Origin of the sequence: Actinoalloteichus caeruleus DSM 43889 (genome assembly GCF_000429185.2) — a bacterium.
In the GTDB taxonomy this organism is placed as follows: domain Bacteria; phylum Actinomycetota; class Actinomycetes; order Mycobacteriales; family Pseudonocardiaceae; genus Actinoalloteichus_B; species Actinoalloteichus_B caeruleus.
Window position 1 is genome coordinate 4,792,454 of the sequence record NZ_AUBJ02000001.1, and the last position, 23,285, is coordinate 4,815,738.

Below are 23,285 nucleotides of genomic sequence, written 5' to 3' on the forward strand. Positions count from 1 at the left end.
GCTCCAACAGCGCAGCCGGGAACGTCTCGCCTCGCGGCAGCCTACGGGTTTCCCCCGCCAGTTCGCTCACCGGTCCGGGTGCCGGGCTCGGGAGGTCCACCGGTGTGGTCCGGGCCCCGCCGGTCCTGCTCCGACGGGGGGAGCGGTGGTTGGGCCGGTTGGACCGGCGGTGGCCACCCACCCTGTCCCGGGCCGGGTGCTGGCCACCCCGGCCACCCCGGCCGCCGCGGGACGGGGGCGCCGCCACCGCCGCCCGCCGGGCGTGGCCAGCGGGGGGCGGGGAGTGCGGGGCCCCGGGGACCGCGCGGGGGTCCGCGCCGGGCCTGCCGGGTGGCGAGGTGGGGCGGTACTCCGGCCCCACCCTCGGACCCGCCCGGTAGGGCTGACCCGGCCAGCCGGGCGGGGGCTGGCGAGGCTGAGCCGGTGGTGGGGGCGGCGCCACCCGGTGGTCCGGTGCGGGGCGCACGGGGGAGGGGAGCCCGTTGGCCGGTCCCCGGCCGGTGCTCCACCCGGGGCCGCCGGGCGGTTGGTTGGCTCGATCCCGTTCCGGGTGCCTGCCCGGCGCCGGCCCCCAGCCGCCCGGCCCCCGCGCGGGCGGTTCCGCCGGCGCCGGGGTGCGAGGGAGTTGGGCGGCTTCCCGGGGCGGGGCGGGGGACCGGTCCACCGCGCGGGTGGGCTGGACCGGGGCTGGTGCGGGGCCGGGGGGTCAAGGCCGGGCCCGAGCGGTTCCCCCTGGGGGGACGCGGACCGGTCCGGGTCGACGGCACCAGGTTCGAGGTCGGCTCCGACCTGCTCGCCCGTCCTCGCCGGCGCCGGTGAGCCCAGGTTCTCGATCGCCGACGTCAGCTCGTCACCGAGGCTCCGCGCGAGCACGTTGTAGGAGCGTTGGGTGGCCTCCGCCGCCGCCTGGGAGGCGGCCCGTGCGATGCGGGCGCTGACCTCCGCCCCACCCGACGCGAGCGCCGCCGCGTCGATGCGCAGGTCGAGCAGCGCGCCTCGGGCGTCGACCGTCACGGTCACGGTGCCGTGTTCGTCCTGCCCGGTGCCCCGCACCTCGGCCAGCGCGGCGGGGAGGCCGCTGGTGCCCGCCCTGCGTTCCTCCGCGCGGCCGCGCAGCTCGTCCACGGTGGGCGGGACCGCCCACCTGCTCGCCGGGGCGGTCATCCGCGCCTCCTGTCCAGGACGGACCAGCCGTCCTCGTCGTCCACCTGGTCGTCCGGCTCCTCGTCCGCCCGGAGGCCGAGCCAGTCCAGTCTGGACTCGACTCGCGGGTCGAGGCCGGGGGACAACGCGCCGCGCATCCGCTGGGTGGCGCGGGAGCCGGCCTGGTCGGTGAGGCGGCGGATCTCGCGGGCGAGGCCCTCCGGGCCCAGCCGCAACGCCCGGTCCGAGACCCGGACGTCGACGAGCCTGCCCCCGGGACCGGCGGTGACGGTCACGGAGCCGTCCCCGGACTCGGCGGTGGCGGTGGCGCCGCCGAGGCGGGCGACCGCCGCGTCGGCCAGCTCGGTGGTGGCCGCGATCCGCTCGACGGCCCTGCTGATGCTGTGCTCGATCCGGTCGCTCATGGCTGCGCTCATCCCGTCGGCCGGTAGAAACCCGTGAACGGCATCCCGGAGTTGGTGGTGCGCAACGGACCGACCTGCACCGGATCGCCCGCCTCCACCAGCTGACCGTTGCCGATGTACATCGCCACATGACCCTGCCAGACGATCAGGTCGCCGGGGAGCAGCTGTCCGGGTGGCACCTCGGCCCCGATGGCCTGGGCGGCGGAGTGGCGGGGGATGTCGAGACCCGCCCCCGCGTAGGCCCACTTCGTCAGGCCGCTGCAGTCCGTTCCCGAGGGTGGGCTCGACGCGGCCCACACGTAGGGCGTGCCCAGCGCGGAGAGCGCGTTGCGGACCGCGGCCGCCGCGACCTCGTTCGGGGCCTCGGCTGAGGAACCGTCCGGCAGGTTGACACCGACGCCCTCACCGGGCTGCGGCGGGATCGCCACCGGTAGGTGTGGCTTCGTGGCGCCCCCACCCGAGCCCCCGGAGCCACCCCCCGCGCTCCCGCCACCTCCCGCGCTCCCGCCGCCTCCGCTGCCTCCGCCGCCGGCCCCTTCCGCGCCCCGGGACCCCGGGGTGGCCGGCGGGGATCCGTGCGGATCCGCGCCGCCACCGGCGGAGTTCGGGCTGACCGACGGCGGTCCGGCGGACTCGGCGCCGATGGGAGCCCCCAGGGCGCGCAGCGCCCCCAGGTCGACCCGCTCCGCACCGGAGAGGCGGCCGGCCAACGCCGCCAGCTCGTCCCGGACCCGGGCCAGTTCGTCCGCGCTGCGCACCACGTAGCCGTCCGCGATATCGGCGGCCGCGCCCATCGCGGTGGTGAACGCGAACGGGTTGCCGAAGCTCTGCGCGGTGAGACCCGACCGCAGGACCGGGGTCACCGCGTCCACGCACTCCTCGACGAGCTCCTCGACGGTCCGCCGGCCGCGTTCCAGCGCGGTGACCGCCTCGGCGGCCGCGTCCCGCAGCAGTGCGCAGTTCGTGCCGACGGCGGCCAGCGCGGTGTCCACGTCGGCCGCCCGCGCCTGGAAGGCGTTCGCCTTCTCGCCGTACCAGCCGGCCAAGGCCACACCTGTCGCCGCCGTGTGGTCGGCGGCGACGGCCTCCAGTTCGGCGAACGCGGACCCGGCGGCCTCCGAGGCCGCCGTCGCGCCGCCCAGGTCGCCGTCCATCTGCTCCAGGTGCTCCCGCATGGGAGCCACCAACCCGGCGACGACGCCGGCCACATCGCTCATCAGTCCCCCCGGCGCTCCTCGCCCTCCGCGAGGAGCCAGCTCACCACTCGACGGACGTACTGGGTGGAGGAATCCGCCACCCCGATGCCCCCCGGCACGTGGTGGCGTCGCCCGTCAGGCGCGCTCCGCCGCCCTGAGGTTGGCGGCTTCGTCCTCGTCCTGCCGCAGGTACCCGCTGAGCGAGTCCCCCACGGCGCCCGCGAGCCCGCCCAGGCCCTCCCCGGCGGCCGTCACGGCCGCCGTCGTCTCCCCCGCCAGCAGCGCGAAGGCACTCGTCAACCCGGCCTGCGCGCCCAACGGGGTGAAGGCGTCGCCCGCCGTCGCCGTGGCGGGAGCCAGGGTGCCGGACGCGACAGCTCCCAGGCGGGCGGCCAGATCTCCCGCCCTGCCCTGGTAGGAGGCCAGGGCCTCCTCCTCGACACCGAAGCCGGACTCCGCCATCGACCCGGTCCTCCTTCGACCTCGGCGTGGGGCGCGGACCCCTCCGCCGCGACCGGACACGGCGTCCGGCGCACTGACAGCCTGCCCTATCGCGGTGCCGGTGCGGGCGGGAACGGCGATACCGGGCGGTACTCGTACGACGACCGGGGGTGACGGACCGAGCGCGCGAGTGGCGGCGGGGATCAGGTCCGGTCGGGGGTGGGGCGAGTGCCGGGTGACTCACCCCGAGCGCCGGGTCGGGCGGGTGGTCGCGGGCGTGCCCCGGCCGGTCGCCGTCGTGAGCCGTGTGACCGGAGGGGACGCCCGACGTGGTGCTCCTCGGCCCTGGCCGGAGGCCGGGCGGGATCGGGCCGGCGGTGCGGGCCGGCGGTGCGGGCCGGCGGGGTGCCGTGCCGACGGACGGGCTCCCAGGCTGGACCCCACCCGGGGGCGGCCGGCAACCGCTGGTCCCCGGGGCTCCAGGGCCTCGGTGCCCTGGCCGACGCGTGCGGAGGCGGGCGCCCCATCCAGGCGCCCGCCTCCTGCTGCCCGTGCTCGCGCCCGCCCACAGCCAGGCATCGCGCTGAACAGGCGGCGCGGTCCTGGGAGGTGCGCGCGGCGGCCCTCCGGCTGGCGTGGCTGCCGCCTCAGCGGAACCGGCGCCCCTCGTCCCGGCGGAACGCGACCACGGCCAACACCGCCAGCACCGCCGTCCACCCGAGCAGCACCAGCAGGGCGGTGCCGTCCACCGGGCCACCGGTGAGGGCGTTGACCACGAGGTCGCGCCCGGCGCGGGTGGGCACGGCGTGGGAGGCGGTGTCCAGCCACGACGGGAAGATCTCCGGCGGCATGAACAGACCACCGACGAACGCCATCGGGAACACCAGCAGCTGCACCACCACCAGGGATGCCTTCACGCTGAAGTGGTACCCGACGGCGAGTCCCATCAGGAGGAAGGGCACGCCGCAGCCGAGCACGACCGCCACTCCGGCCAGGATCTGGGCCGGGCTGGCCTGGGCGCTGGTGAACAGCGCGGCGACCACGATCACCGGGATCAGACCGAGCAGGCAGAAGAAGAGCCCGGTGAGCAGGCGACCGCCGAAGCGGGGGCCGGCGCCCACGGGCAGGGTCCGCACGTAGGCGTCCCAGGGTTGCGCCCGGTCCTCGGCGATGCCGGCGCCGAAGGTGTACAGGCAGACGTTGATGACGGCGAACAGGCTCAGCTGCCCCGCCGCCGCCGTCGCGGCGACGGGGTCCCCGCCCACCTGGCTCTGCGGCACGACGAAGAACAGCATGATCAACGCGGGGAAGACGAGGTTCCCCACCATCGCGATGGGGATGCGCGCGGTCTCCAGCAACTGGTACCGGGCGTGGAGCAGAAGCATGCGCATCAGGCCGCTCCCGTCGTGGTCGAGGTGGGCACGAGCGACTCGTCGTCACGGCGGCCGGTCAGGCTCCGGAAAGCCTCCTCCAGGGAGGCGCCCGACACCTCCAGGTCGGTGAACTCGGCCTCCGAGAGGACCAGCTCCCGCACCAGCGCGTCGCTGTCGTTGGTGAGCAGCTCGGTCCGGCCGTCGGGTAGGACGGCCTGGTCGAGGACCCCGTCGAGCGCGGGGAGGTGCGCGGCGCGCAGCAGGAGGCGGCGGGTGGGCACCCGCGATCGGACGGCGTCGAGGGTGTCGTCGACCAGCACGCGGCCGCCGGCGATCACCACGACCCGCTCGGCGAGCGCCTCCACCTCCTCCAGGTAGTGGCTGGTGAGCAGGAGGGTGCCGCCGGTGGCGTGGTAGTCCCGCAACGCGTCCCACAACTGGAGCCTGGCGTCGACGTCCAGCCCGGTCGTCGGCTCGTCCAGGACGACCAGGGCGGGCCGGCCGACCACGGCGAGCGCGACCGTGAGCAGGCGCTGCTGCCCGCCGGACAGGGCGCCGGTCTGCCGGCGCCGCAGGGCGGTCAGCCCGAAGCGGTCCAGCAGTTCGCCCGTCGGCACCGGATCGGCGTAGTGCGCGCCGACGAAGTCGACGACCTCACCCACCCGGAGGTTCTCCGGGAGCCCGGTGCGCTGGGGTGTCGTTCCGAGGCGGCGTCTGCTGGCGGGGTTCCTCGGGTCGCCCCCGAACAGTTCGACCCGGCCCGCCGATGGCCTCCGGAGCCCGGTCAGCAGGCTGATCATGGTGCTCTTGCCGGCCCCGTTGGGGCCGAGGAGACCGACGATTCCCCCCTGGGGGATGTCGAGGTCGGCGCGGTCGAGCGCCAGGGTGTCGCCGAAGCGCCGACTGACGCCGACGGCCCGCGCGAGTAAGCCCGTCATTCATGGTTCCTTCGTGTGTGGAGCGCGCCCGTCGTGGGCCGGGGAGGACACCCGGTCGACGTGTCCGCTCGGGGTGAGCAGGTCGTGCAGCGCGGCGAGGTAGTGGTCGAAGGCACTCCTGCCGCGCGGGGTGATCTCGACGAAGGTGGTGGACGTGCGCCCGCCGCGTTTCTCCGTGTTGACGTAGCCGGCCGCCGTGAGCTTGCGGAGATGGGTGATCAGGTTCCCCGGCGTCATGTCCAGGAGCTCCTGGAGGCGGGAGAAGGTGATCTGGTCGCCGGGGCCGAGGGTGGACAACGTGGCCATCACCCGGAGCCTGGCCTGGGCGTGGATGACCGGGTCGAGTTCGGGGGGCGTGGGGATCACCCCTCCCCACGCGCGCGACCGGACCGCCGGAGGGCGGCGACGAGCGCCGCGACGAGCAACACCCCGCCGCCCAGCAGGGAGAGCAGCAGGTTGGTGGTGGGTGGGCTGGTGAACGCGCTCGCCGTCCCGAGGACGGCGAACCAGCAGCCGAGGCCGAAGTCGACCCGGGAGTCCCACAGGGCCGCGCCGGCCATGAGCAGGACACCGGTGAGGACGGCGGGCAGGGTGGCGAAGAGCATCCCGGCGAGCGGGTCCGGGAGGCCGTGCGCCCCGGCTGCCACGACGACCAACGAGACCGCCGTCATGCCGATCGGCCACGTCAACCCGTACAGGATCCCGAATCGGCGGGAATCGCCCCGCAGGCCGTGGAAGGCGCGGACCAGCTCGACACCGACGACCGCGTTGCCGACGACGAGCATCCCGAAGAAGACGGCCAGCGCGGCCGACAGGGGGAGGAGCGGGTCGGCCAGCCCGCCGAGGAACAGCAGGAGGTGACCGGCGAACCAGACGACACCCCAGGTGCCGTACATGACCCTCGGGTCGGGGGTGGTCAGGTGCTCGGTGCGGCGCTGTTGACCCTCGACCAGCGCGAGGAGCAGCTCCGGGGACGGCGGGTCCGAGGACACCACGTCCTGGGAGCGGTCAGTCATGGCAACCCCTTGACTTTGCGACACAAAGTTCCACCTCCTCTTTGTATCGCAAAGTCAGGATGGGGGGCAAGCCAGGCGCACGTCACCGATGCCGCCACCGGCCGAACGGCCCGGCGCCGGGAGGAACCCCGACGGGGGGCGATCCGGGAGCGGGGAGCGCGCGGGTCACCTCAGCGCCGCGACCGGGACGACCGCCGACGAGGCGGGCGCGGGCACTCCCTCGTCGCCGGCCGGCGGATGTCGGGGCGGCACCCTACCCTCCGCGCATGGCTTACGACTTCCAGGTGGTCATCGACTCGACGAATCCGCACGAACTCGCGGACTGGTGGGCGGAGGCGTTCGGCTGGGACGTGGAACCGAGCGACGAGGACTTCATCCGCGACATGGTGCGGCAGGGGTTCGCGACCGAGGAGGAGACCACCACCCATCGGGGGACCCTGGTCTGGCGGGTGGGGGCGGCCATCCTCGGTCCCGGGTCGGCCACCGGTGAGCGGCGCCGCATCCTCTTCCAGCTCGTCCCCGAACCGAAGACGGTCAAGAACCGCGCGCACCTGGACATGCGGGTCGGACAGGACCGGATCGACGGCGAACTGCGGCGGTTGCTCGACTCCGGCGCGCGACTGCTCCACCACGGCCGCCAGGGCCCCCACCACCGCTGGGTGACGATCGCCGACCCGGAGGGCAACGAACTCTGCCTGACCTGACCTGGCACGCGTTCGTCGCCCGCGCTCGCTCCTCCCGGACCCGGTCGGCAGGGCGTGGCCGACCCGGCGAACGGTCCGCCGGTGGGACGGGGAGCGGGGCGAACCCGCCGGGTGCTGGGGGAGCACCCGGCGGACGCCATCACACCCCCTGGGGGTGCCAGACGGTCTTGTGCTCCAGGAACGCGCGCAGCCGCTCCATGCCGGGGGGACGGGTCCAGTCGGGCTCCTGCCCCGCCCGCCCGGCCCCGAACACCCGCTTGACCGTGCCGGCGGCGGCCCGTTCGAGCTCGGTGCCCAGGATCTCCGGGGCTCCCACGAGGTCCACGGCGTTGACGTCGGCGTGCGCCGCCAACCACGGCGCCAGCTCCACGGCGTTCCCGGTGACCAGGTTGACGACCCCACCGGGGAGGTCCGAGGTGCCCAGCACCTCGGACAGCGAGATCGCCGGCAGCGGCCGTTCCCGGCTGGCCACCACCACCGTCGTGTTCCCGGCGGCGATCGCCGGGGCAACGGTGCTGACCAGCCCGAGCAGCGACGAGTCCTGCGGCGCGAGGACCCCCACGACGCCGGTGGGTTCCGGGACGGTGAAGGAGAAGTAGGGGCCGGCCACCGGGTTGGCCGCGCCGAGGACCGTGGCCAGCTTGTCCGTCCACCCCGCGTACCAGACCCAGCGGTCGATGGCCTGGTCCACCAGGGCCTGTGCCCGCTTGGCCGGCACACCCTCGGCGGCGGTGACCTCGGCGACGAACTGCTCCCGGCGGCCCTCCAGCATCTCCGCGATCCGGTACAGCACCTGGCCCCGGTTGTAGGCCGTCGCGCCGGACCAGCCGGGGAAGGCCTTCCTCGCGGCGGTGACCGCCTCCCGCAGGTCCTTGCGGGAGCCCTGCGGCGCGTTCGCGAGGAAACCCCCCTTGGCGTCGTTCACCCGGTAGACGCGACCCGACTCGGAGCGGGGGAACTTCCCGCCGATGTAGAGCTTGTAGGTCTTCGCGACCGCGAGACGATCAGACATTGAGGTAGGCCTCCAGTCCTGCGCGACCGCCCTCACGGCCGAAACCCGATTCCTGGTATCCACCGAACGGCGCGGTGGGGTCGAAGCGGTTGAAGGTGTTGGCCCAGACGACTCCGGCGCGCACCCGGGAGGCGGCCCACAGGATGCGGGAGCCCTTCTCCGTCCAGATCCCCGCCGACAGGCCGTAGGGGGTGTTGTTGGCCTTCGCGATCGCCTCGTCCGGCGTGCGGAAGGTCAGCACCGACAGCACCGGGCCGAAGATCTCCTCCCGGGCGATCCGCATCGACTGCTGGACGTCGGAGAAGACCGTCGGGGCGAAGAAGTAACCGCGCTCGGGGACGGGGCAGGGACTGGTCCACCGGCTCGCGCCCTCGGCGTCGCCGGAGTCGGCCAACTCGGTGATCCGGTCCAGCTGGGCCCGCGAGTTGATGGCCCCGACGTCGGTGTTCTTGTCCAGCGGGTCACCGATCCGCAGGGTGCCGATCCGGTCTCGCAGGCGCGCGACCAGCTCCTCGGCCACCGACTCCTGCACGAGCAGGCGCGACCCGGCGCAGCACACGTGCCCCTGGTTGAAGAAGATCCCGTTCACCACGCCCTCGACGGCCTGGTCCAACGGGGCGTCGTCGAAGACGATGTTCGCGGCCTTGCCGCCCAACTCCAGGCTGAGCCGGCGACCGGTGCCCGCCAGGCCGCGCTGGATCCGCTTGCCCACGTCGGTGGACCCGGTGAACGCGACCTTGTCGACGCCGTCGTGCGCGACCAGCTCGGCGCCGACCTCGCCCGCGCCGGTCACGATGTTGACCACGCCGGGCGGCAGCTCGGCCTGCTGGCAGATCTCGGCGAAGACGAGCGCGGTGAGCGGCGTGGTCTCGGCGGGCTTGAGCACGACCGTGTTGCCGCACGCCAGGGCCGGCGCGATCTTCCACGCCAGCATCAGCAGCGGGAAGTTCCACGGGATGACCTGGGCCGCCACCCCCAACGGCTGGGGGTCGGGCCCGTACCCCGCGTAGTCGAGCTTGTCGGCCCACCCCGCGTGGTGGAAGAAGTGCGCGGCGACGGTCGGCAGGTCGGCGTCCCGCGACTCCCGGATCGGCTTGCCGTTGTCCAGGGTCTCCAGCACCGCGAGTTCCCGCGACCGTTCCTGGATGAGCCGGGCGATGCGGAAGAGGTACTTGGCCCGTTCCGCGCCGGGCATCCGGCCCCAGACGCGGTCGTAGGCACGACGGGCGGCGCGCACCGCGCGGTCCACATCGGAGGCGGCCGCCGTGGTGACCTCGGCGAGGACCTCCTCGGTGGCGGGGTTCACGGTCTTCATGGGCTCCCCGGCGCCGTCGACGAACTTCCCGTCGACGAACATCTGGTACGCCGGTCGCAGGTTGGCGATATCGGCGGACTCGGGAGCCGGGGCGTACTCGAAGGGAGTCTCGGACATTCCAGTGCTCCAGCGGTAGGTGGTTGGGAGGGGCGGCGGGGGACTCCTCAGTCGACCGAGACGTAGTCGGCGCCGCTGTAGTGGCCGGTCAGCTGCCGCCGACGCTGCATCAGCAGGTCGTTGAGCAGGCTGGACGCCCCGAAGCGGAACAGGCGGGGGGTCAGCCAGGCCGGACCGGCGACCTCGCGGACGGCGACGAGGTAGCGGATGGCGTCCTTGGTGCCCCGGATGCCGCCAGCCGGCTTCACGCCCCGGTGTTCGCCGGTCAGGGCGTGCCAGTCACGAACGGCCTGGAGCATCACGTGGGTGACCGGCAGGGTCGCGGCCGGCGAGACCTTCCCCGTCGAGGTCTTGATGAAGTCGGCGCCAGCGAGGAGCGCCAGCCAGCTCGCCCGCCGCACGTTGTCGTAGGTGGCCAGCTCGCCGGTCTCCAGGATGACCTTCAGGTGGGCGTCGCCGCAGGCCGCCTTCACGGCCTGGATCTCCTCGAGGACGAGGCCGTACCGGCCGGTGAGGAAGGCGCCCCGGTCGATGACCATGTCGATCTCGGTGGCTCCCGCCTCCACCGCCATCGCCGTGTCGGCCAGCTTGACCTGCCGGTTCGACCGGCCAGACGGGAAGGCCGTCGCGACCGAGGCCACCCCGATCCCGGTGCCCGCCAGGTCGCGGACCGCCACCCCGGCCAGGTCGGGGTAGACGCAGACCGCGCCCACCGGGGGCACGTCCGGGTACTCGGGGTCCGGCCGGCGGGCCTTCGCCGTCAACGCGCGCACCTTGCCCGGCGTGTCCGCGCCCTCCAGGGTCGTGAGGTCGACCATCGAGATGGCGGCGTCGATGGCCCACCTCTTGGCGTCCTTCTTGACGCTGCGGGTGGCCAGCGTCGCGGCTCGTTGCTCCAACCCCACCTGGTCGATGCCGGGCAGTGCGTGCAGGAAACGGCGGAGCGAGGTCTCGTCGCGGCTCGCCTCGGTCAGTTCGGGGGGTGGCCCGCCGCTGACCGCGTCGGTGGCCTGGGCTGTCGTGGTCGACCCGGATGGCATGCCCGAAGTCTAGGCGTCGCCCTGGACGGTTCCGCGACGCTCGCGGTGCCCGCCGGGGCCCACCCGAGGCGCACCCGTGCGGACGGGGAGGAACGACCGAGCACGGCGGACGAGGGCGGGAGCGGACGGCCGCCGCCGCGGGGTCGGGCGGCGGGCTGGTGGGCTCCGACGAGCCGACGGTTACCGTGGGCCGCTATGGACGTCTTCGTCGTCGAGCACCCCCTCGCGAGAGCCCGACTCACCACGATGCGGGACGCGCGCACCGACAGTGCCGCCTTCCGCTCAGCCCTGCACGAGCTCACCCTCATGCTGGTGTACGAGGCAACCAGGGAAGCCCAGGTCAGGACCGAGAAGGTGCACACCCCGGTGGCGATGGCCACCGGCTACCGGCTGGCCAACCCGCCGCTGCTGGTCCCGGTGCTCCGCGCCGGCCTGGGCATGGCGGACCAGGCGCACCTGCTGATCCCCGAGGCGCAGATGGGATTCGTGGGGTTGGCCCGCAACGAGGAAACCCTGCGACCCACGCCCTACCTGGAGTCGCTGCCGGAGAGCCTGGAGGGACGGGCCGTGCTGGTCCTGGACCCCATGCTGGCCACCGGGGGTTCGATGGAACACACCATCCGGTTGCTGGCCGACCGGGGAGCGACGGACATCACGGCGGTCTGCGCCTTGGCCGCGCCGGAGGGCGTGGAACACCTCAGGAGGAGCGGCCTGCCGCTCCGCGTCGTCACCGCCAGCATCGACCAGCGCCTCAACGACTCCGGGTACATCGTGCCCGGTCTCGGCGACGCGGGTGACCGGCAGTACGGCCCGGCCTGACGCGCCGCTCGTCGCGGGGCGCCGGTCCGGGCCACCCAGGCCCGCCGCTCGCCGGGCACAGGGGGTTACGGGGCGCCCGCCACCTCCGGCCACGGTGGGGGAGGGCGCCTCGGTGCCGGCGCCCGGTCAGCGGAGCCAGCCTCGGGCGTTCGCGCGAAGCGCCCGCTCGTAGCTCGCCTCCACGTCCAGGTAGGGCGGGACCCGGTGACCGAGCTCCAGCGACACCAGTCCGTGGACCTGCCCCCAGCAGCCCATGACGATGGTCTCCGGTGGGGCCTCCGCCAGCACGCCCCGCTCCAGCCCCCTGCGAACCGCCTCGAACAGCGGGCGCAGCGCGCGTCGGCCGCGCTCGCGGGAGTCCTCGCCCAGCGGGCTGGGGGCCGTGCCCTGGCTGAACATGACTCCGTAGAGGTGCGGGTCCGCCAGTGCGCTGCGGCGGTAGGCGAGCCCCAGCTGGATCAGGTCCTCCACCGGGTCGTCGGTGCTCGGCACCTCGGCGAGCCAGACGGCGAAGCGGTCGAACGCCTCACCCAGCAGGGCCTGCACGAGTTCCGGCTTGCCACCGAAGAGGGAGTACACCGCCGTCGTCGACGTTCCGACGTCGTTGGCGAGGCGGCGCAGGCTCAGGCCCTCGGGGCCGTGCGCCGAGAGTAGTTCCCCGGCGCGGTCGAGCAGCCGGATCCGTAAGGCGTCGTCGTGAGTCCGTGGTCGCGGCACGGCGACAGGCTACGACAGGATCCCGAGGTCGGCGCGCCACGGTCCGTCTACCTGCGACGGTGCGCGGCGGAGGTGACCGTCCGTCCACTGTGGGACGCGGCCCGACCTGTTCCCGGCCGGGCCGCGTCGGCTCAGCCGGACTTCCCGGTCCCCTCCTCGCGGGCCAGCCGCTCGCCGAGCTCGTCGACGACCAGGCTCTCCTTCCTCATCGCTCCCGTCCGGTAGGCGACCCGGCCCACCATCTGCGAGATGACGGGAGCGGTGATCATCTGGAACATCGCGACCATGATCAGGCCGGACCCGTACAGGAAGTCCAGCTGGATCGCGGTGCCCACCAGCAGCATGATCAGGCCCAGTGTCTGCGGCTTCGTCGCCGCCTGGAGCCGCGCCGTGACGTCGGGGAACCAGAGGACACCGAGCGCGCCCAGCAGGCAGAAGACCGCACCGCCGATCAGGAGGACGGCGGAGATCACGTCACCCACGCTCATCGGTGCGTCCCCTTCTTCTCGACCAGTCGGACGGCGGCCATCGATCCGATGAACCCGAGCAGTGCCACGGCGGCCAGCAGGGCGATGTTGGAGCCGTCCTGTTGGATCGCCATGCCCACGGCGGTTCCGCCGACGATGAGCACGACCAGGACGTCGACGGCGAGGATCCGGTCGAGGGTCGTCGGGCCTCGGACCAGCCTGATGACGATGACCAGGCCCGCGGCGCACAGCAGCGCCAGGGTGATGGCGAAGACGATCTGCATCAGCGGTCCTCCTCTGGCGGCGTCGGCCGGGCCCCGGCCGACGGTGGGGCCGACGGCGGCGCCGGCTGGTCGGCCTCGGTCGGGCCGAGGTGGTCCAGCGCCCGGACGTCCTCGTCGGAGCCGATGGCCCGGACGACCCAGGACTGCATCTCCAGCACCTCACGGCGGATCTTCGCGGCGTCCTCCTCGCCCTGCATCCCCAGGGCGTAGACGTAGAAGACCCGCTGCTCGCGGTCGATCTGGAGGACGAACTTCCCCGGCCCCAGCGAGACCAGGTTGGCGGCGGTGGCCACCACGTGGTCGGTGTCGGCCGGCACCGGCACGGCCACGATCCCGGCCTTCGTCCTGGGGCCGTAGCTGATCGACTCCCAGGCCACCTGGAACGCCGAGGTGAACAGGTCAGCCAACAGCCACCACAGCAGCTGGAGCACCCGCAGCGGTCGTAGGCGGCCCCGGCGCGTGATGGGGGGCATCGGGAACACCAGGACCACCACCGAGGCGACGATCACGCCCCCGAGCACCGTGGCCACGTCCAGGGTGCCCCACAGCATCAGCCAGACCAGCGTCAGCCACACCACCAGCGGCGCCCGCCGCCAGGCGTGCCGACGGGTCGCGAGCAGGGCCGTCATCTTGCTCATTCCGCCTCCTCACCGAGCACCGCGGTGCGATAGGGGCCGCCGTCGAGCAGGTCGGTCGCCGCACGCGTGCTGATCTCCGACAGCGGTCCGGCGAACACGGCGATCAGCACACCGAAGACCACCAGCGCGGACGTGGCCGAGACCATCGTGCGGGAGGTCGAACCGGTGCCGATGATCAGCTCGTCGGTGGGATCCGGATCGGGGTGGGGCGGCTTCGACTTGCCCCAGAACGCGAAGACCCACACCTTGGCCATCGCGTACAGCGTCAGGAAGCTGGTCAGCACCGCCGCGCCGGTGGCCACGTAGGCCATCGTGGTGCCGACCTCGGCCCCCGCCTCCAGCAGTGCCAACTTCGCGACGAAGCCGGAGAACGGCGGGATCCCGGCCAGGTTCAGCGCCGGGATCGCGAACAGGAGGGCGATCGCCGGGTACAGCTTGGCCAGGCCGCCCATCCCCCGGAGCGCGACCGTCCCGGTGTGCCGGGTCAGCAGACCGCTCACCAGGAACAGCGTCGCCTGCACCGTGATGTGGTGCACCACGTAGAGGATCGCGCCAGCCAGGCCGGTCACGTCGTACAACGCCAGGCCGAACAGCATGTACCCGATGTGGCTGACCAGCAGGAAGGACAACAGCCGGTTCAGGTCGTTCTGCGCGATGGCTCCCAGGGCACCGATGATCATGGTGATCACCGAGAACCAGAGCAGCAGGGTCCAGCTCTCCCCGTGGTCGAAGACCAGGGTCTGGGTCCGGATCAGCGCGTAGACGCCGACCTTGGTCAGCAGGCCGGCGAACACGGCGGTCACCGGGGCCGGGGCGGTCGGGTAGCTGTCGGGCAGCCAGAAGTGCAGCGGCACCATCGCGGACTTGATGCCGAAGACCACGATCATCATCAGCGCCATCGCGGACTGCACGCCCACCGGCAACGCCTCGACCTTGCCGGAGAGGTCGGCGAGGTTCACGGTGCCCGTCGCCGCGTACACCAGCGCGATCATCGTGATGAACAGCAGCGAGGACGTCAGGCTGACGATCGTGTACGTCATCCCGGCCCGCACCCGGGTCGCCGTCGTCCGGCGGGTGATCAGGACGTAGGACGCGCCCAGCATGATCTCGAAGGCGACGAAGAGGTTGAACAGGTCGCCCGTGAGGTAGGCCATCGAAACGCCAGCGCCCAGCACCAGGTACATCGGGTGGAAGGCGGTGCTGGAGGTGCTGCGGCCGTAGTCGGTGATGCGCTGGCCGATCGAGTAGACGAGGACCGCGAGCATCACCACCATCGAGATGAGCATCAGCAGCGCGGACAACCGGTCCGCGACCAGGGTGATGCCGACCGGAGCGTCCCAACCCCCGAGCTGGAGCACCACGGGGCCCGACTTGTCCGCCTCGGCGAGCAGGACCACCGCCAGCACGGCGTTCGCCGTGAACACCACCACGCCCAGCAGCCGCTGGAGCGTCGCGAACCGGCCGAGCACCAGCGAGAGCCCGGCGGCCAGCAGCGGCAGAAGGATCGGCAGCGCGACCAACATCGTCACCGCGTGGCCTCCTTGTCGTTGTCGGTGCCGAACTCGAACTTCCGGTCGGCTCCCGGCTCGTCTGGTTCCTCCCGCTCGTCGACGCGCTGCTGCTGCCGGCGGATGCGCCGGTCCTCGACGTCGTCACGCACCTCGTCGTGCCCGAGGAGCACGGAGGACCGGTAGGCGAGCGCGAGCAGGAAGGTGGTCAGGGCGAAGGTGATGACGATCGCCGTCAGCGCCATCGCCTGGGGCAGGGGGTCCGTCATCTCCTCCGCCGGTGACACGCCCACGATCGGGGAGCGTCCGGGAGGGCCACCGGCGAGCTGGAGGAACATGTTGGCGGCGTGCCCGACGATGACGATGCCGATGATGATGCGCATCAGGGAGCGCTGGAGCAGCAGGTAGAAGCCGACCGCGTAGAGCCCGCCGATGGTCAGCGCCATCGTCAGGTTGACGGTGACGTTCACGGTGTTCATCCGGAGGGCCTCCTCCTCGGTCGTGGCGACTGTTCCTCGATGCCCGCGCCGAGCGTGCGGAGCAGGTCGCACACCACGCCAACGATCAGCAGGTAGACCCCCATGTCGAGGAAGAGGCTGCTCACGACGTGCACGTCGCCGAGCACCGGCAGCGTCATGCTCACGTAGGCGCTGGTCAGCGGCGCCTCACCCCAGAAGATCGGAGCGAGGCCGGTCAGGACGGCCAGGCTGAGCCCGGCGCCGATGATGACCGGCGGGCGCAGCCCGACCGCCGCGCGCACCTCCATCGGCCCGCCGGCCAGGTAGCGGACGACGAAGGCCTGCCCGGCGACCAGGCCACCGGAGAACCCGCCCCCGGACCGGTTGTGGCCCGCGAACAGCAGGTACAGCGACAACACCAGCACCGTGGGGAAGATGATGCGGGCGGCGACCTCCAGCAGGAGCGACCGTTCCCGGCCGTCCCGGTGGCTTCCGACCAACAGCCAGTGCTCCTGCGGGGTGTCCCACTCCTCCCACAGGCTGGTCCGGCGCTTCTTCTCACCGGAGGGCTGGGAACGCGGCGGTCCCTCGCTCACTTGCGCACCTCCCTGGACTTGCGCGGTCCCTCCGTCTCCTCGGCCGCCGAGGGGCGGCGCGCCCTCCTGGTGGCGAGGATCAGGCTGGCGACGCCGGTGGCGGCGACCGCGAGGACGGAGATCTCGCCGACGGTGTCGAAGGCGCGGAAGTCGACGAGGATCGCGTTGACGACGTTGTTGGCGTGCGCCCCCTCGGGAGCGGCCTCGACGAAGCCCTCACTGGCCTCGGGTGGCGCCTGCCTCGCCCCGCTGAACACGAGGGCGGACACCGCCACCAGGGCACCGGCCGCGACCGAGACCGCCACCTTGGGCCAGCGCGGGGAACGGGTGGATTCGACCTGGGTGAACCGGCTGGGCAGGCGGCGCAGCACGAACACGAACGCCACGAGGGTCAGCGTCTCCACCAGGAACTGGGCCAGCGCCAGGTCGGGGCCACCGTCGAGGACGAAGAACGCGCCGATGCCGTATCCGACCACGCCGGTCAGGATCACGGCCGTCATCCGGCGTTTCGCCATCGTCACGGCGATCGCGGCGGTGAGCACCAGGATGGCCACCGGGACCTGGACCGCCGAGTCCCACAGCCGGAGCTCCTCCGGCATCGAGCCACCGGTGAGGACCGCGCTGCCGGGCACCAGCACGAAGGTCAGCAGGATGATGGCCAGGTAGGTCGGGAGGGAACCGGCCTGGAACCGGCCGGTCACCGCGTACGACACCGTGTCCAGCCCGGCGACGGTGCGTTCGTAGCCGGGCTGTGCCTGGAGGAAGTCCGGCAGCCACCCCCCGAGGCGAACCACCCGGTCCCTGGCCAGGTGCAACCCGACACCGGAGGCCACGACCACCGCGGAGAGCAGCAGCGGGAGCGAGAACCCGTGCCACAGCGCCAGGTAGTAGGGGTGGTCCCCGGCCGGGTAGGGCTCGGCGTAGGTGGTGGCGAGCGCGTTGAACAGCGAGGCGACCACCCCGAGGAGCAGGGTCAGTGCCGCGGGCACGGCCGCCGGCACCATCAGGCCGAGCGAGGGCTTGGGGGCCGAGGAGTCCTCGACACCCGGCTTGGTGCCGAACGCCCCCCACAGGAACCGGAAGCTGTAGGCGGCGGTGAGGGCGGACCCGAGCACGAGACCGACCAGGACCACGAGGTCACCGGTGGTACCCGACTCCAGGAACCCCTCGAACGCCGCCTCCTTGCCGAGGAACCCGAACAGCGGGGGGATGCCAGCCATGGACAGCGCGCCGATGGCGCCGATCACGGTGAGCACCGGGAAGCGCCGTCGGATCCCGGAGAGCTCGTCGATGTTCCTGGTGCCCGCCTGGTGGTCGATGATGCCGACGACGAGGAACAGCGTCGACTTGAACAGGCCGTGCGCGATCAGCATCGTCGCCCCGGCCATCGCGACCGTGTGCGAGCCGGCGCCCATCAACACCATCAGGAACCCGAGCTGGCTGACGGTGCCGTAGGCGAGCAGGGTCTTGAGGTCACGTTCGAACAGCGCCCGGTAGCCGCCGATGAGCATCGTCCAGATCCCGAGCGTCGCGATCAACGGCCACCAGGGCGTGTGGTCGGAGAACGCGGGGGAGAGCCTGGCGACCAGGTAGACGCCGGCCTTGACCATCGACGCGGCGTGCAGGTACGCGCTGACCGGGGTGGGCGCGACCATCGCGCCCGGCAGCCAGGTGTGGAACGGGACCTGGGCGGACTTGGTGAACGCCCCCAGGAGGATGAGCACCAGCGCGGTGCTGGTGAGAGCGCCGGCGGCCGGCGGGCTGGCCACGATCTCGGAGATCCGGTACGTCCCGGCCTGCTCGCCGAGCAGGACGAAGCCCAGCAACATCGACAGCCCACCGAGTACGGTGACGAGCAGGGCCTGGATGGAGGACCGCCGCTGCTGTTTGGTGTTGCCGTCCTGCCCGACCAGGAGGAACGAGCAGACCGTGGTCAGTTCCCAGAAGATGTAGAGGGTGAACAGGTCGTCGGCGAGGACGAGGCCCAGCATCGCCCCGGCGAAGGCGACGAGCAGCGCGGACGTCCGGGAGTTGCTCTGGGCGTCCGGCTTGAAGTAGTAGACGCAATAGCAGAGGATCAGGACTCCGACCCCGGAGACCAGGAAGATCATCAACAGGGAGAGGATGTCGAGTCGCAGCGTGAACGTCAGCCCGAGAACGGGCGCCCACGCCACCGACTCGTCAACGGTCCCGCCGGCCAGCACCTCGGTGAGGCTGGTCAGCGCCCAGCCGAGCGAGACGGCCGGCAGGATGGCGCCCACCGCGAACGCCCAGCGCCCAAGCCACCTGCTGACGGTCGGGAGCAGGGCCGCCAACACCAGGTGGGCGGTCACCAGGAGCAGCATCGGGACCTCCCCGACCTCGGGACGACCGCCGGCTTGCGTTCGCTCATAAGCTCCTCCGGGACGCGGGGCTGACCTTGCCACGACCCGCGCCAGCGGCGGGCGGCCCTCCATCCGGGCCGCTCGCCGAACGCGCAAGACGGGAAAATCGTACGGACGGACTCACGTGCGCCTCACAACTCCTCCGCTGCCGCGTGGCGCCCGCGCCCGCTGTCCGCGATTGGTACAGCGGGTGTCCTTCCTGGTGTGGTGCTCAGCTCCCTAGGTCGACGTTCTCGGTGGTGCCTGCCGGACAACCGCCCCGACTGATCGCCCGTTCCGGGCGAAACCGGTTGCTACCAGTGGCAAGCCGCCGGAACAACCGTACCGGTTCTCCGGGGTGCTTCCCGCGATCCTCGGGGGTGCGTACCGGGCGCACGCCCTCGCCGCGCCGCCCGTGGTCGACCGCGTGGCACCAGGGGCGGACGGTGGGCCGGGGGGTAGATCGGCAGTGGTACGCCGCCGCGTCTTCTCCCTGCTTACCCCGTACTTAGCGGACATTTCACACCGTCGTGGGCGGGGGGCCGCCCGGCGGCCGGACCGGGCCGGGTGGCCCCCGGATGGCGTGGGGATCAGAAGACGTCCGACGGGGTGTACCGTCCCCACACCTCCCGGAGACAGTGACAGACCTCACCCACGGTCGCCCTGGCAGCGAGGGCCTTCCTCATCGGCGGCAGCACGTTCTCCCGGCCGCTGGCCGCCTCCCGGAGCTCCGCCAACGCCACGCGCACCGCCTCGCCGTCACGCTCCGCACGCAGCTCCGCGAGCCGCCGGGACTGCGTCCGCTCGATGTCCGGATCCACCCGCAGCGGCTCGTAGGGCTCCTCGGTGTCCACCGTGTACCGGTTCAGGCCGACGACGACGCGGTCGCCGGAGTCGATGTCCAGCGCGTTCTGGTAGGCCGTCCGCTCGATCTCGCCCTTCTGGAAGCCCTGCTCGATGGCGGCCACCGCCCCGCCCCGGTCCTCGACCTTGCCCATCAGCTCCACCACCGCGCGCTCCACCTCGTCGGTCATCGCCTCGACGGCGTACGAACCGGCGAAGGGGTCGACGGTGGAGGTCAGGTCCGTCTCGTTGGCCAGTACCTGCTGGGTGCGCAACGCCAGCCGGGCGGCCTTCTCGGTGGGCAGCGCGATGGCCTCGTCGTAGGAGTTGGTGTGCAGGGACTGGGTGCCGCCGAGCACGGCGGCGATCGCCTGGACCGTGACCCGCACCATGTTGACCTCGGGCTGCTGCGCGGTCAGCTGCACGCCGGCGGTCTGCGTGTGGAACCGCAGCGTCCAGGACTTGGGGTTCGTCGCCCCGAACTCCTCCCGCATCAGGCGGGCCCAGATCCGCCGTGCCGCCCGGAACTTCGCCACCTCCTCCAACAGGCTGGTCCTGGAGACGAAGAAGAAGGCCAGTCGGGGGGCGAAGTCGTCCACCCGCAGCCCGGCGTCGATGGCCGCCCGCACGTACTCCACGCCGTTGGCCAGGGTGAACGCGATCTCCTGCGCGGGAGTGGCCCCGGCCTCGGCCATGTGGTAGCCCGAGATCGAGATGGTGTTCCACCGGGGGAGCTCGGTACGGCAGTACGCGAAGATGTCGGTGATCAGCCGGAGCGAGTGGGCCGGCGGGTAGATGTAGGTCCCCCGGGCGATGTACTCCTTGAGCACGTCGTTCTGGATGGTGCCGGTGAGGGTGGCGGGGTCGACGCCCTGCTCCTCGGCGACCAGTTGGTAGAGCAGCAGCAGCACGGCGGCCGGCGCGTTGATGGTCATCGACGTGGAGACCTCGCCGAGCGGGATGCCCGCGAAGAGACGCCGCATGTCCTCGATGGAGTCGATCGCGACGCCCACCTTGCCGACCTCGCCGTGGGCGACCGGCTCGTCCGAGTCGTAACCCATCTGGGTGGGCAGGTCGAACGCCACCGAGAGACCGGTGGTGCCCGCCCTGATCAACTGGTGGTAGCGGGCGTTCGACTCGGTGGCGGTCCCGAATCCCGCGTACTGCCGCATCGTCCACGGCCGCCGCGTGTACATGGTCGGGTACACGCCCCGGGTGAAGGGGTAACCGCCCGGCTCGCCGACCCTGTCGGCCAGTCCGTCCCGGACGTCGGCCGGCCCGTAGACCGGTTTCACCTCGAACCCGGACTCGGCTCGTTTCTCGGCGGACATCGGACGCCTCCTCGTGGTGGGTGTGCTCTGGCGGGGCGGGACGGGCGGTACCGAGGCGGCGAGGGTAACGCCGCCTCCCGGTCCGGCGGCCCGGTCGGGGGCCGGCCCGGAGGACCACCGGGGTGACCAGCGTTCCTGGGTGGGCGTGGCGGGGTCGGACGGCCGTCGGCCGGTGGCGGGCGGACGGGGCCCAGCTGGCGGGCGGCACGAGGTGGTCATCGCGACCACCTCCCGATCTTGTCTCCACCGCGACGCCGCCAGCACAATGACGGCGGGCGACGCGTCCACCCCTGCGCCCTGGTCCGGGATCACCCCGCTCGGACCATCGATCCAAGAACAGGCTCGTACCGTCGTCTGTATCGCACAGTGCACAGTCGAGTACAACGCATGGAGAATGTGTCCGTGGCCACCACAGACTCGGAAGATCCCGCAACTCCTCGTGTGATCGCCGGCCGATACCGGCTCCGCCGGGTGTCGGGGAAGGGCGCCACCGGCATCGTCTGGGTCGCCTACGACGAGTTCCTGCGCAGACAGGTCGCGCTGAAGGAGGTGCTGCTGCCCCAGGGCGTGCCAGCTCCCGAAGCCGACGCCATGCGGGAACGCACGATGCGGGAGGCACGGGCCAACGCCGTGCTCTCGCACCCGAACGTGGTGACCCTCTACGACGTGGTGCGGCACGAGGGCGAGCCCTTCGTCGTCATGGAGCTCGTGCTCGCGCACAGCCTCGCCGCCGTGCTGCGGCACCACGGGCCGATCAACGAACAGCAGGCGGCCGTGGTGGGAGACGCCATCGCGGCGGCCTTGGAGGCCGCGCACCGGGCCGGCATCACACACCGGGACGTCAAACCCGGGAACGTGCTGGTCAACCAGGACGGGTGGACCAAGCTCACCGACTTCGGCATCGCGCGCAACGTCACGGAGAGCACCCTCACCGCCACCGGCCTGCTGTTGGGAACGCCTTCCTACATCGCACCCGAGGTCGCCACGGGGCGCGGGGTCAGCCCGGCCGCCGACCTGTGGGGGCTGGGAGCGACGCTGTACGCGGCGATGGAGGGGCGACCACCCTACGACGCCGGCGGCGACCCGCTGGCCACGGTCACCGAGGTGGTGCACGGCCCGGTTCCCCAGGCGAGCCGGGGAGGCACCATCGCCGAGATCATCAGCGGTCTGATGGTCAAGGCGCCGGCCAAGAGGATGCCGTTGGCCGAGGTGCGCCGGCGGCTCGCCCCGTTGCTCCCCAAGTCCGGGGTGAACGTGTTCGAGGACGTCCACATGCCCGATCCCAGCGCGGCCGAGCCGCCGTCGACGGGAACCCGGGGCGCCGGGGGGACCCGGTCGGGCACCCGGGGAGCCGGCGGAACACGGTCCGGCACGCGTGGTGGCGCGGGCACCCGCGCGCAGGCGTCGCGGCGCCCACCGACGGCGACGGGCGCGGCCAGCCTGAACCCCCGACCGCGGGGGCGACGGGCGGCTGGTCCCCCGGCGGTCGACGCCCCGGCGGACGCCGTCCCACCGCGCAGTCCACCGGCGCGCTCGGAGCCCACACCGGGGCCCTGGGCGGACTCGGAGCCGACGACGATTCCTCGCCGATCCGGGCGATCGACGACTCGGCGCCGTTGGCCGCCGATCCAGGTCCGCTCCCCTTCCCCGTTCGGGACACCGGCACCCAGCCGGCGGTCGAGGAGACGTCCCCGCCCGCGCCGTTGGCCGCCGACCCAGGTCCGCTGCCCTTCGCGCCGCCTCCCTCCTCCGGTGGGCCGGGCGCGACCTCCGACGACCGGGGCGGTCGACCGCCGGCTCCGTCCGACACGGCGGGCTCCCGACCGGGACGCCGGACGGGCGCTCCCCGCATCGGCAGGGGCGGGATGATGCTCGCGGTCCCGCTGTTCCTCGTCGCGGCGCTCGTGGGCTTCGCGCTCGTCAGGACCGTCGCGGGCGAGTCCGTGCTGCCGACCGAGGTCGCCGGGGCGCCCGCGCCGGGGCAGGGGGTCGGCAGCCCGACGCTCGACCTCGCCTCGGACCGCGCCGTGGGCGCGGACACCGAACCCACCGAGGGACGCTTCGAGCTGATGCTCCCCGAGGGGTGGGGCCGGTTCCAGGAGCAGCGGCAGTACCCGGAGCTGCCCGACAGCTCCATCACCCGGTACGTCTCCGAGGACGGTTCGAGCACGGTCGCGGTGGAGTGGTTCGCCGACTACTTCCAGGAACACAGCGTCGACGACTACGTGAGCCGCCTGCCGGAGCTGACGGCGGGCAGCGGCGGGCAGTTCGTCCCGGGTCTCGACGTCCCCGTCGAGACCGACCGGGAACAAGCTGGGCCCGAACCCGCCCGCGAACTCACCTACCGGCTCGTCGACTCCGGCCTGCTGAGGGAGTCGGCGGGGGCGGAGCAGCGGCGGACGGTCTACGTGCGGCTGCTGCCCAGGGACGACGACCTGTGGTTGGTCTCGGTCTCGGTGGACACCCGGTCGGAGACGGTCGGTCGCACCGAGCTGTTCAACCAGATCGCCCCGAGTTTCACCACCCTCGCCTGAGCCGGGG

General features: G+C 72.7%; 24 protein-coding genes. 4 read left to right on the forward strand and 20 right to left on the reverse strand.

The window, feature by feature from the left end:
• Positions 1 to 66: 66 nt before the first annotated feature.
• The 8 genes from G443_RS19395 to G443_RS19430 all read right to left on the reverse strand — a co-directional run bounded on the left by G443_RS19395 (position 67) and on the right by G443_RS19430 (position 6,532).
• On the reverse strand, positions 67 to 1,164 hold the full coding sequence (locus tag G443_RS19395; protein ID WP_253860249.1) for a YbaB/EbfC family nucleoid-associated protein: 1,098 nt from the start codon (positions 1,162 to 1,164) through the stop codon (positions 67 to 69).
• A complete protein-coding gene (locus G443_RS19400; protein WP_051314105.1) occupies positions 1,161 to 1,568 on the reverse strand; it encodes a YbaB/EbfC family nucleoid-associated protein in 408 nt (135 codons plus the stop codon). The genes G443_RS19395 and G443_RS19400 overlap by 4 nt, the downstream gene beginning before the upstream one ends.
• 8 nt (positions 1,569 to 1,576) lie before the next feature.
• Positions 1,577 to 2,785, reverse strand: coding sequence for a C40 family peptidase (locus G443_RS19405; protein ID WP_035292482.1), 1,209 nt, complete (start codon positions 2,783 to 2,785; stop codon positions 1,577 to 1,579).
• Between the two features lie 114 nt (positions 2,786 to 2,899).
• Entirely contained in the window at positions 2,900 to 3,226 is a 327-nt protein-coding gene (locus G443_RS19410; protein ID WP_026419388.1) for a hypothetical protein, read from the reverse strand.
• Positions 3,227 to 3,852: 626 nt separating this feature from the next.
• A complete protein-coding gene (locus G443_RS19415) occupies positions 3,853 to 4,596 on the reverse strand; it encodes an ABC transporter permease (RefSeq protein WP_016698284.1) in 744 nt (247 codons plus the stop codon).
• Complete coding sequence (locus G443_RS19420) at positions 4,596 to 5,516, reverse strand: ABC transporter ATP-binding protein (protein ID WP_026419387.1); 921 nt, start codon at positions 5,514 to 5,516, stop codon at positions 4,596 to 4,598. Before G443_RS19420 ends, G443_RS19415 begins: the two co-directional genes overlap by 1 nt.
• Positions 5,517 to 5,882 (reverse strand): transcriptional regulator, encoded by a 366-nt coding sequence (locus G443_RS19425; RefSeq protein WP_016698286.1) that lies wholly within the window; start codon positions 5,880 to 5,882, stop codon positions 5,517 to 5,519.
• Positions 5,879 to 6,532 carry a hypothetical protein gene (locus G443_RS19430; protein WP_051314104.1) on the reverse strand — a complete coding sequence of 218 codons (654 nt, stop codon included), beginning with the start codon at positions 6,530 to 6,532 and terminating at the stop codon, positions 5,879 to 5,881. The genes G443_RS19425 and G443_RS19430 overlap by 4 nt, the downstream gene beginning before the upstream one ends.
• Positions 6,533 to 6,798: 266 nt before the next feature.
• Between G443_RS19430 and G443_RS19435 the strand changes: the two genes are divergently transcribed.
• Positions 6,799 to 7,236: a VOC family protein gene (locus tag G443_RS19435; protein WP_016698288.1), complete on the forward strand. Its 438-nt coding sequence runs from the start codon at positions 6,799 to 6,801 to the stop codon at positions 7,234 to 7,236.
• A gap of 139 nt (positions 7,237 to 7,375) precedes the next feature.
• Here G443_RS19435 and G443_RS19440 read toward each other — a convergent pair whose 3' ends face one another.
• The 3 genes from G443_RS19440 to deoC are packed head-to-tail and all read right to left on the reverse strand — an operon-like array spanning position 7,376 to position 10,720.
• Positions 7,376 to 8,248, reverse strand: coding sequence for an aldehyde dehydrogenase family protein (locus G443_RS19440; RefSeq protein WP_026419386.1), 873 nt, complete (start codon positions 8,246 to 8,248; stop codon positions 7,376 to 7,378).
• Complete coding sequence (locus G443_RS19445) at positions 8,241 to 9,680, reverse strand: aldehyde dehydrogenase family protein (protein WP_026419385.1); 1,440 nt, start codon at positions 9,678 to 9,680, stop codon at positions 8,241 to 8,243. Before G443_RS19445 ends, G443_RS19440 begins: the two co-directional genes overlap by 8 nt.
• Before the next feature lie 47 nt (positions 9,681 to 9,727).
• Positions 9,728 to 10,720 carry a deoxyribose-phosphate aldolase gene (deoC, locus tag G443_RS19450; protein ID WP_051314103.1) on the reverse strand — a complete coding sequence of 331 codons (993 nt, stop codon included), beginning with the start codon at positions 10,718 to 10,720 and terminating at the stop codon, positions 9,728 to 9,730.
• A gap of 195 nt (positions 10,721 to 10,915) precedes the next feature.
• On the opposite strand from deoC, the gene upp reads away from it, so the two are divergent.
• Positions 10,916 to 11,539: a uracil phosphoribosyltransferase gene (gene upp / locus G443_RS19455; protein ID WP_026419383.1), complete on the forward strand. Its 624-nt coding sequence runs from the start codon at positions 10,916 to 10,918 to the stop codon at positions 11,537 to 11,539.
• 126 nt (positions 11,540 to 11,665) lie between these two features.
• On the opposite strand, the gene G443_RS19460 is transcribed toward upp, so the two are convergent.
• The 9 genes from G443_RS19460 to G443_RS19500 all read right to left on the reverse strand — a co-directional run bounded on the left by G443_RS19460 (position 11,666) and on the right by G443_RS19500 (position 20,744).
• Positions 11,666 to 12,256: a TetR/AcrR family transcriptional regulator gene (locus tag G443_RS19460; protein ID WP_016700151.1), complete on the reverse strand. Its 591-nt coding sequence runs from the start codon at positions 12,254 to 12,256 to the stop codon at positions 11,666 to 11,668.
• A gap of 131 nt (positions 12,257 to 12,387) precedes the next feature.
• Positions 12,388 to 12,744 carry a monovalent cation/H(+) antiporter subunit G gene (gene mnhG, locus G443_RS19465; protein ID WP_016700150.1) on the reverse strand — a complete coding sequence of 119 codons (357 nt, stop codon included), beginning with the start codon at positions 12,742 to 12,744 and terminating at the stop codon, positions 12,388 to 12,390.
• The gene (locus tag G443_RS19470) at positions 12,741 to 13,007 is read right to left on the reverse strand and encodes an MrpF/PhaF family protein (protein WP_016700149.1); all 267 of its coding nucleotides are present in this window, start codon (positions 13,005 to 13,007) and stop codon (positions 12,741 to 12,743) included. The genes mnhG and G443_RS19470 overlap by 4 nt, the downstream gene beginning before the upstream one ends.
• Positions 13,007 to 13,645: a Na+/H+ antiporter subunit E gene (locus tag G443_RS19475; protein WP_016700148.1), complete on the reverse strand. Its 639-nt coding sequence runs from the start codon at positions 13,643 to 13,645 to the stop codon at positions 13,007 to 13,009. Before G443_RS19475 ends, G443_RS19470 begins: the two co-directional genes overlap by 1 nt.
• Complete coding sequence (locus G443_RS19480) at positions 13,642 to 15,174, reverse strand: Na+/H+ antiporter subunit D (protein ID WP_016700147.1); 1,533 nt, start codon at positions 15,172 to 15,174, stop codon at positions 13,642 to 13,644. Before G443_RS19480 ends, G443_RS19475 begins: the two co-directional genes overlap by 4 nt.
• Complete coding sequence (locus G443_RS19485; protein WP_026419382.1) at positions 15,171 to 15,632, reverse strand: Na(+)/H(+) antiporter subunit C; 462 nt, start codon at positions 15,630 to 15,632, stop codon at positions 15,171 to 15,173. The genes G443_RS19480 and G443_RS19485 overlap by 4 nt, the downstream gene beginning before the upstream one ends.
• A complete protein-coding gene (locus tag G443_RS19490) occupies positions 15,629 to 16,207 on the reverse strand; it encodes an MnhB domain-containing protein (RefSeq protein ID WP_016700145.1) in 579 nt (192 codons plus the stop codon). Before G443_RS19490 ends, G443_RS19485 begins: the two co-directional genes overlap by 4 nt.
• Positions 16,204 to 18,552, reverse strand: coding sequence for a hydrogen gas-evolving membrane-bound hydrogenase subunit E (gene mbhE, locus G443_RS19495; protein ID WP_016700144.1), 2,349 nt, complete (start codon positions 18,550 to 18,552; stop codon positions 16,204 to 16,206). The genes G443_RS19490 and mbhE overlap by 4 nt, the downstream gene beginning before the upstream one ends.
• A 608-nt stretch (positions 18,553 to 19,160) precedes the next feature.
• Entirely contained in the window at positions 19,161 to 20,744 is a 1,584-nt protein-coding gene (locus G443_RS19500) for an acyl-CoA mutase large subunit family protein (RefSeq protein ID WP_026419381.1), read from the reverse strand.
• Positions 20,745 to 21,131: 387 nt separating this feature from the next.
• Between G443_RS19500 and G443_RS19505 the strand changes: the two genes are divergently transcribed.
• Positions 21,132 to 22,613 (forward strand): serine/threonine-protein kinase, encoded by a 1,482-nt coding sequence (locus G443_RS19505; RefSeq protein ID WP_253860250.1) that lies wholly within the window; start codon positions 21,132 to 21,134, stop codon positions 22,611 to 22,613.
• The gene (locus G443_RS19510; RefSeq protein WP_253860251.1) at positions 22,610 to 23,278 is read left to right on the forward strand and encodes a hypothetical protein; all 669 of its coding nucleotides are present in this window, start codon (positions 22,610 to 22,612) and stop codon (positions 23,276 to 23,278) included. The genes G443_RS19505 and G443_RS19510 overlap by 4 nt, the downstream gene beginning before the upstream one ends.
• Positions 23,279 to 23,285 lie beyond the last annotated feature (7 nt).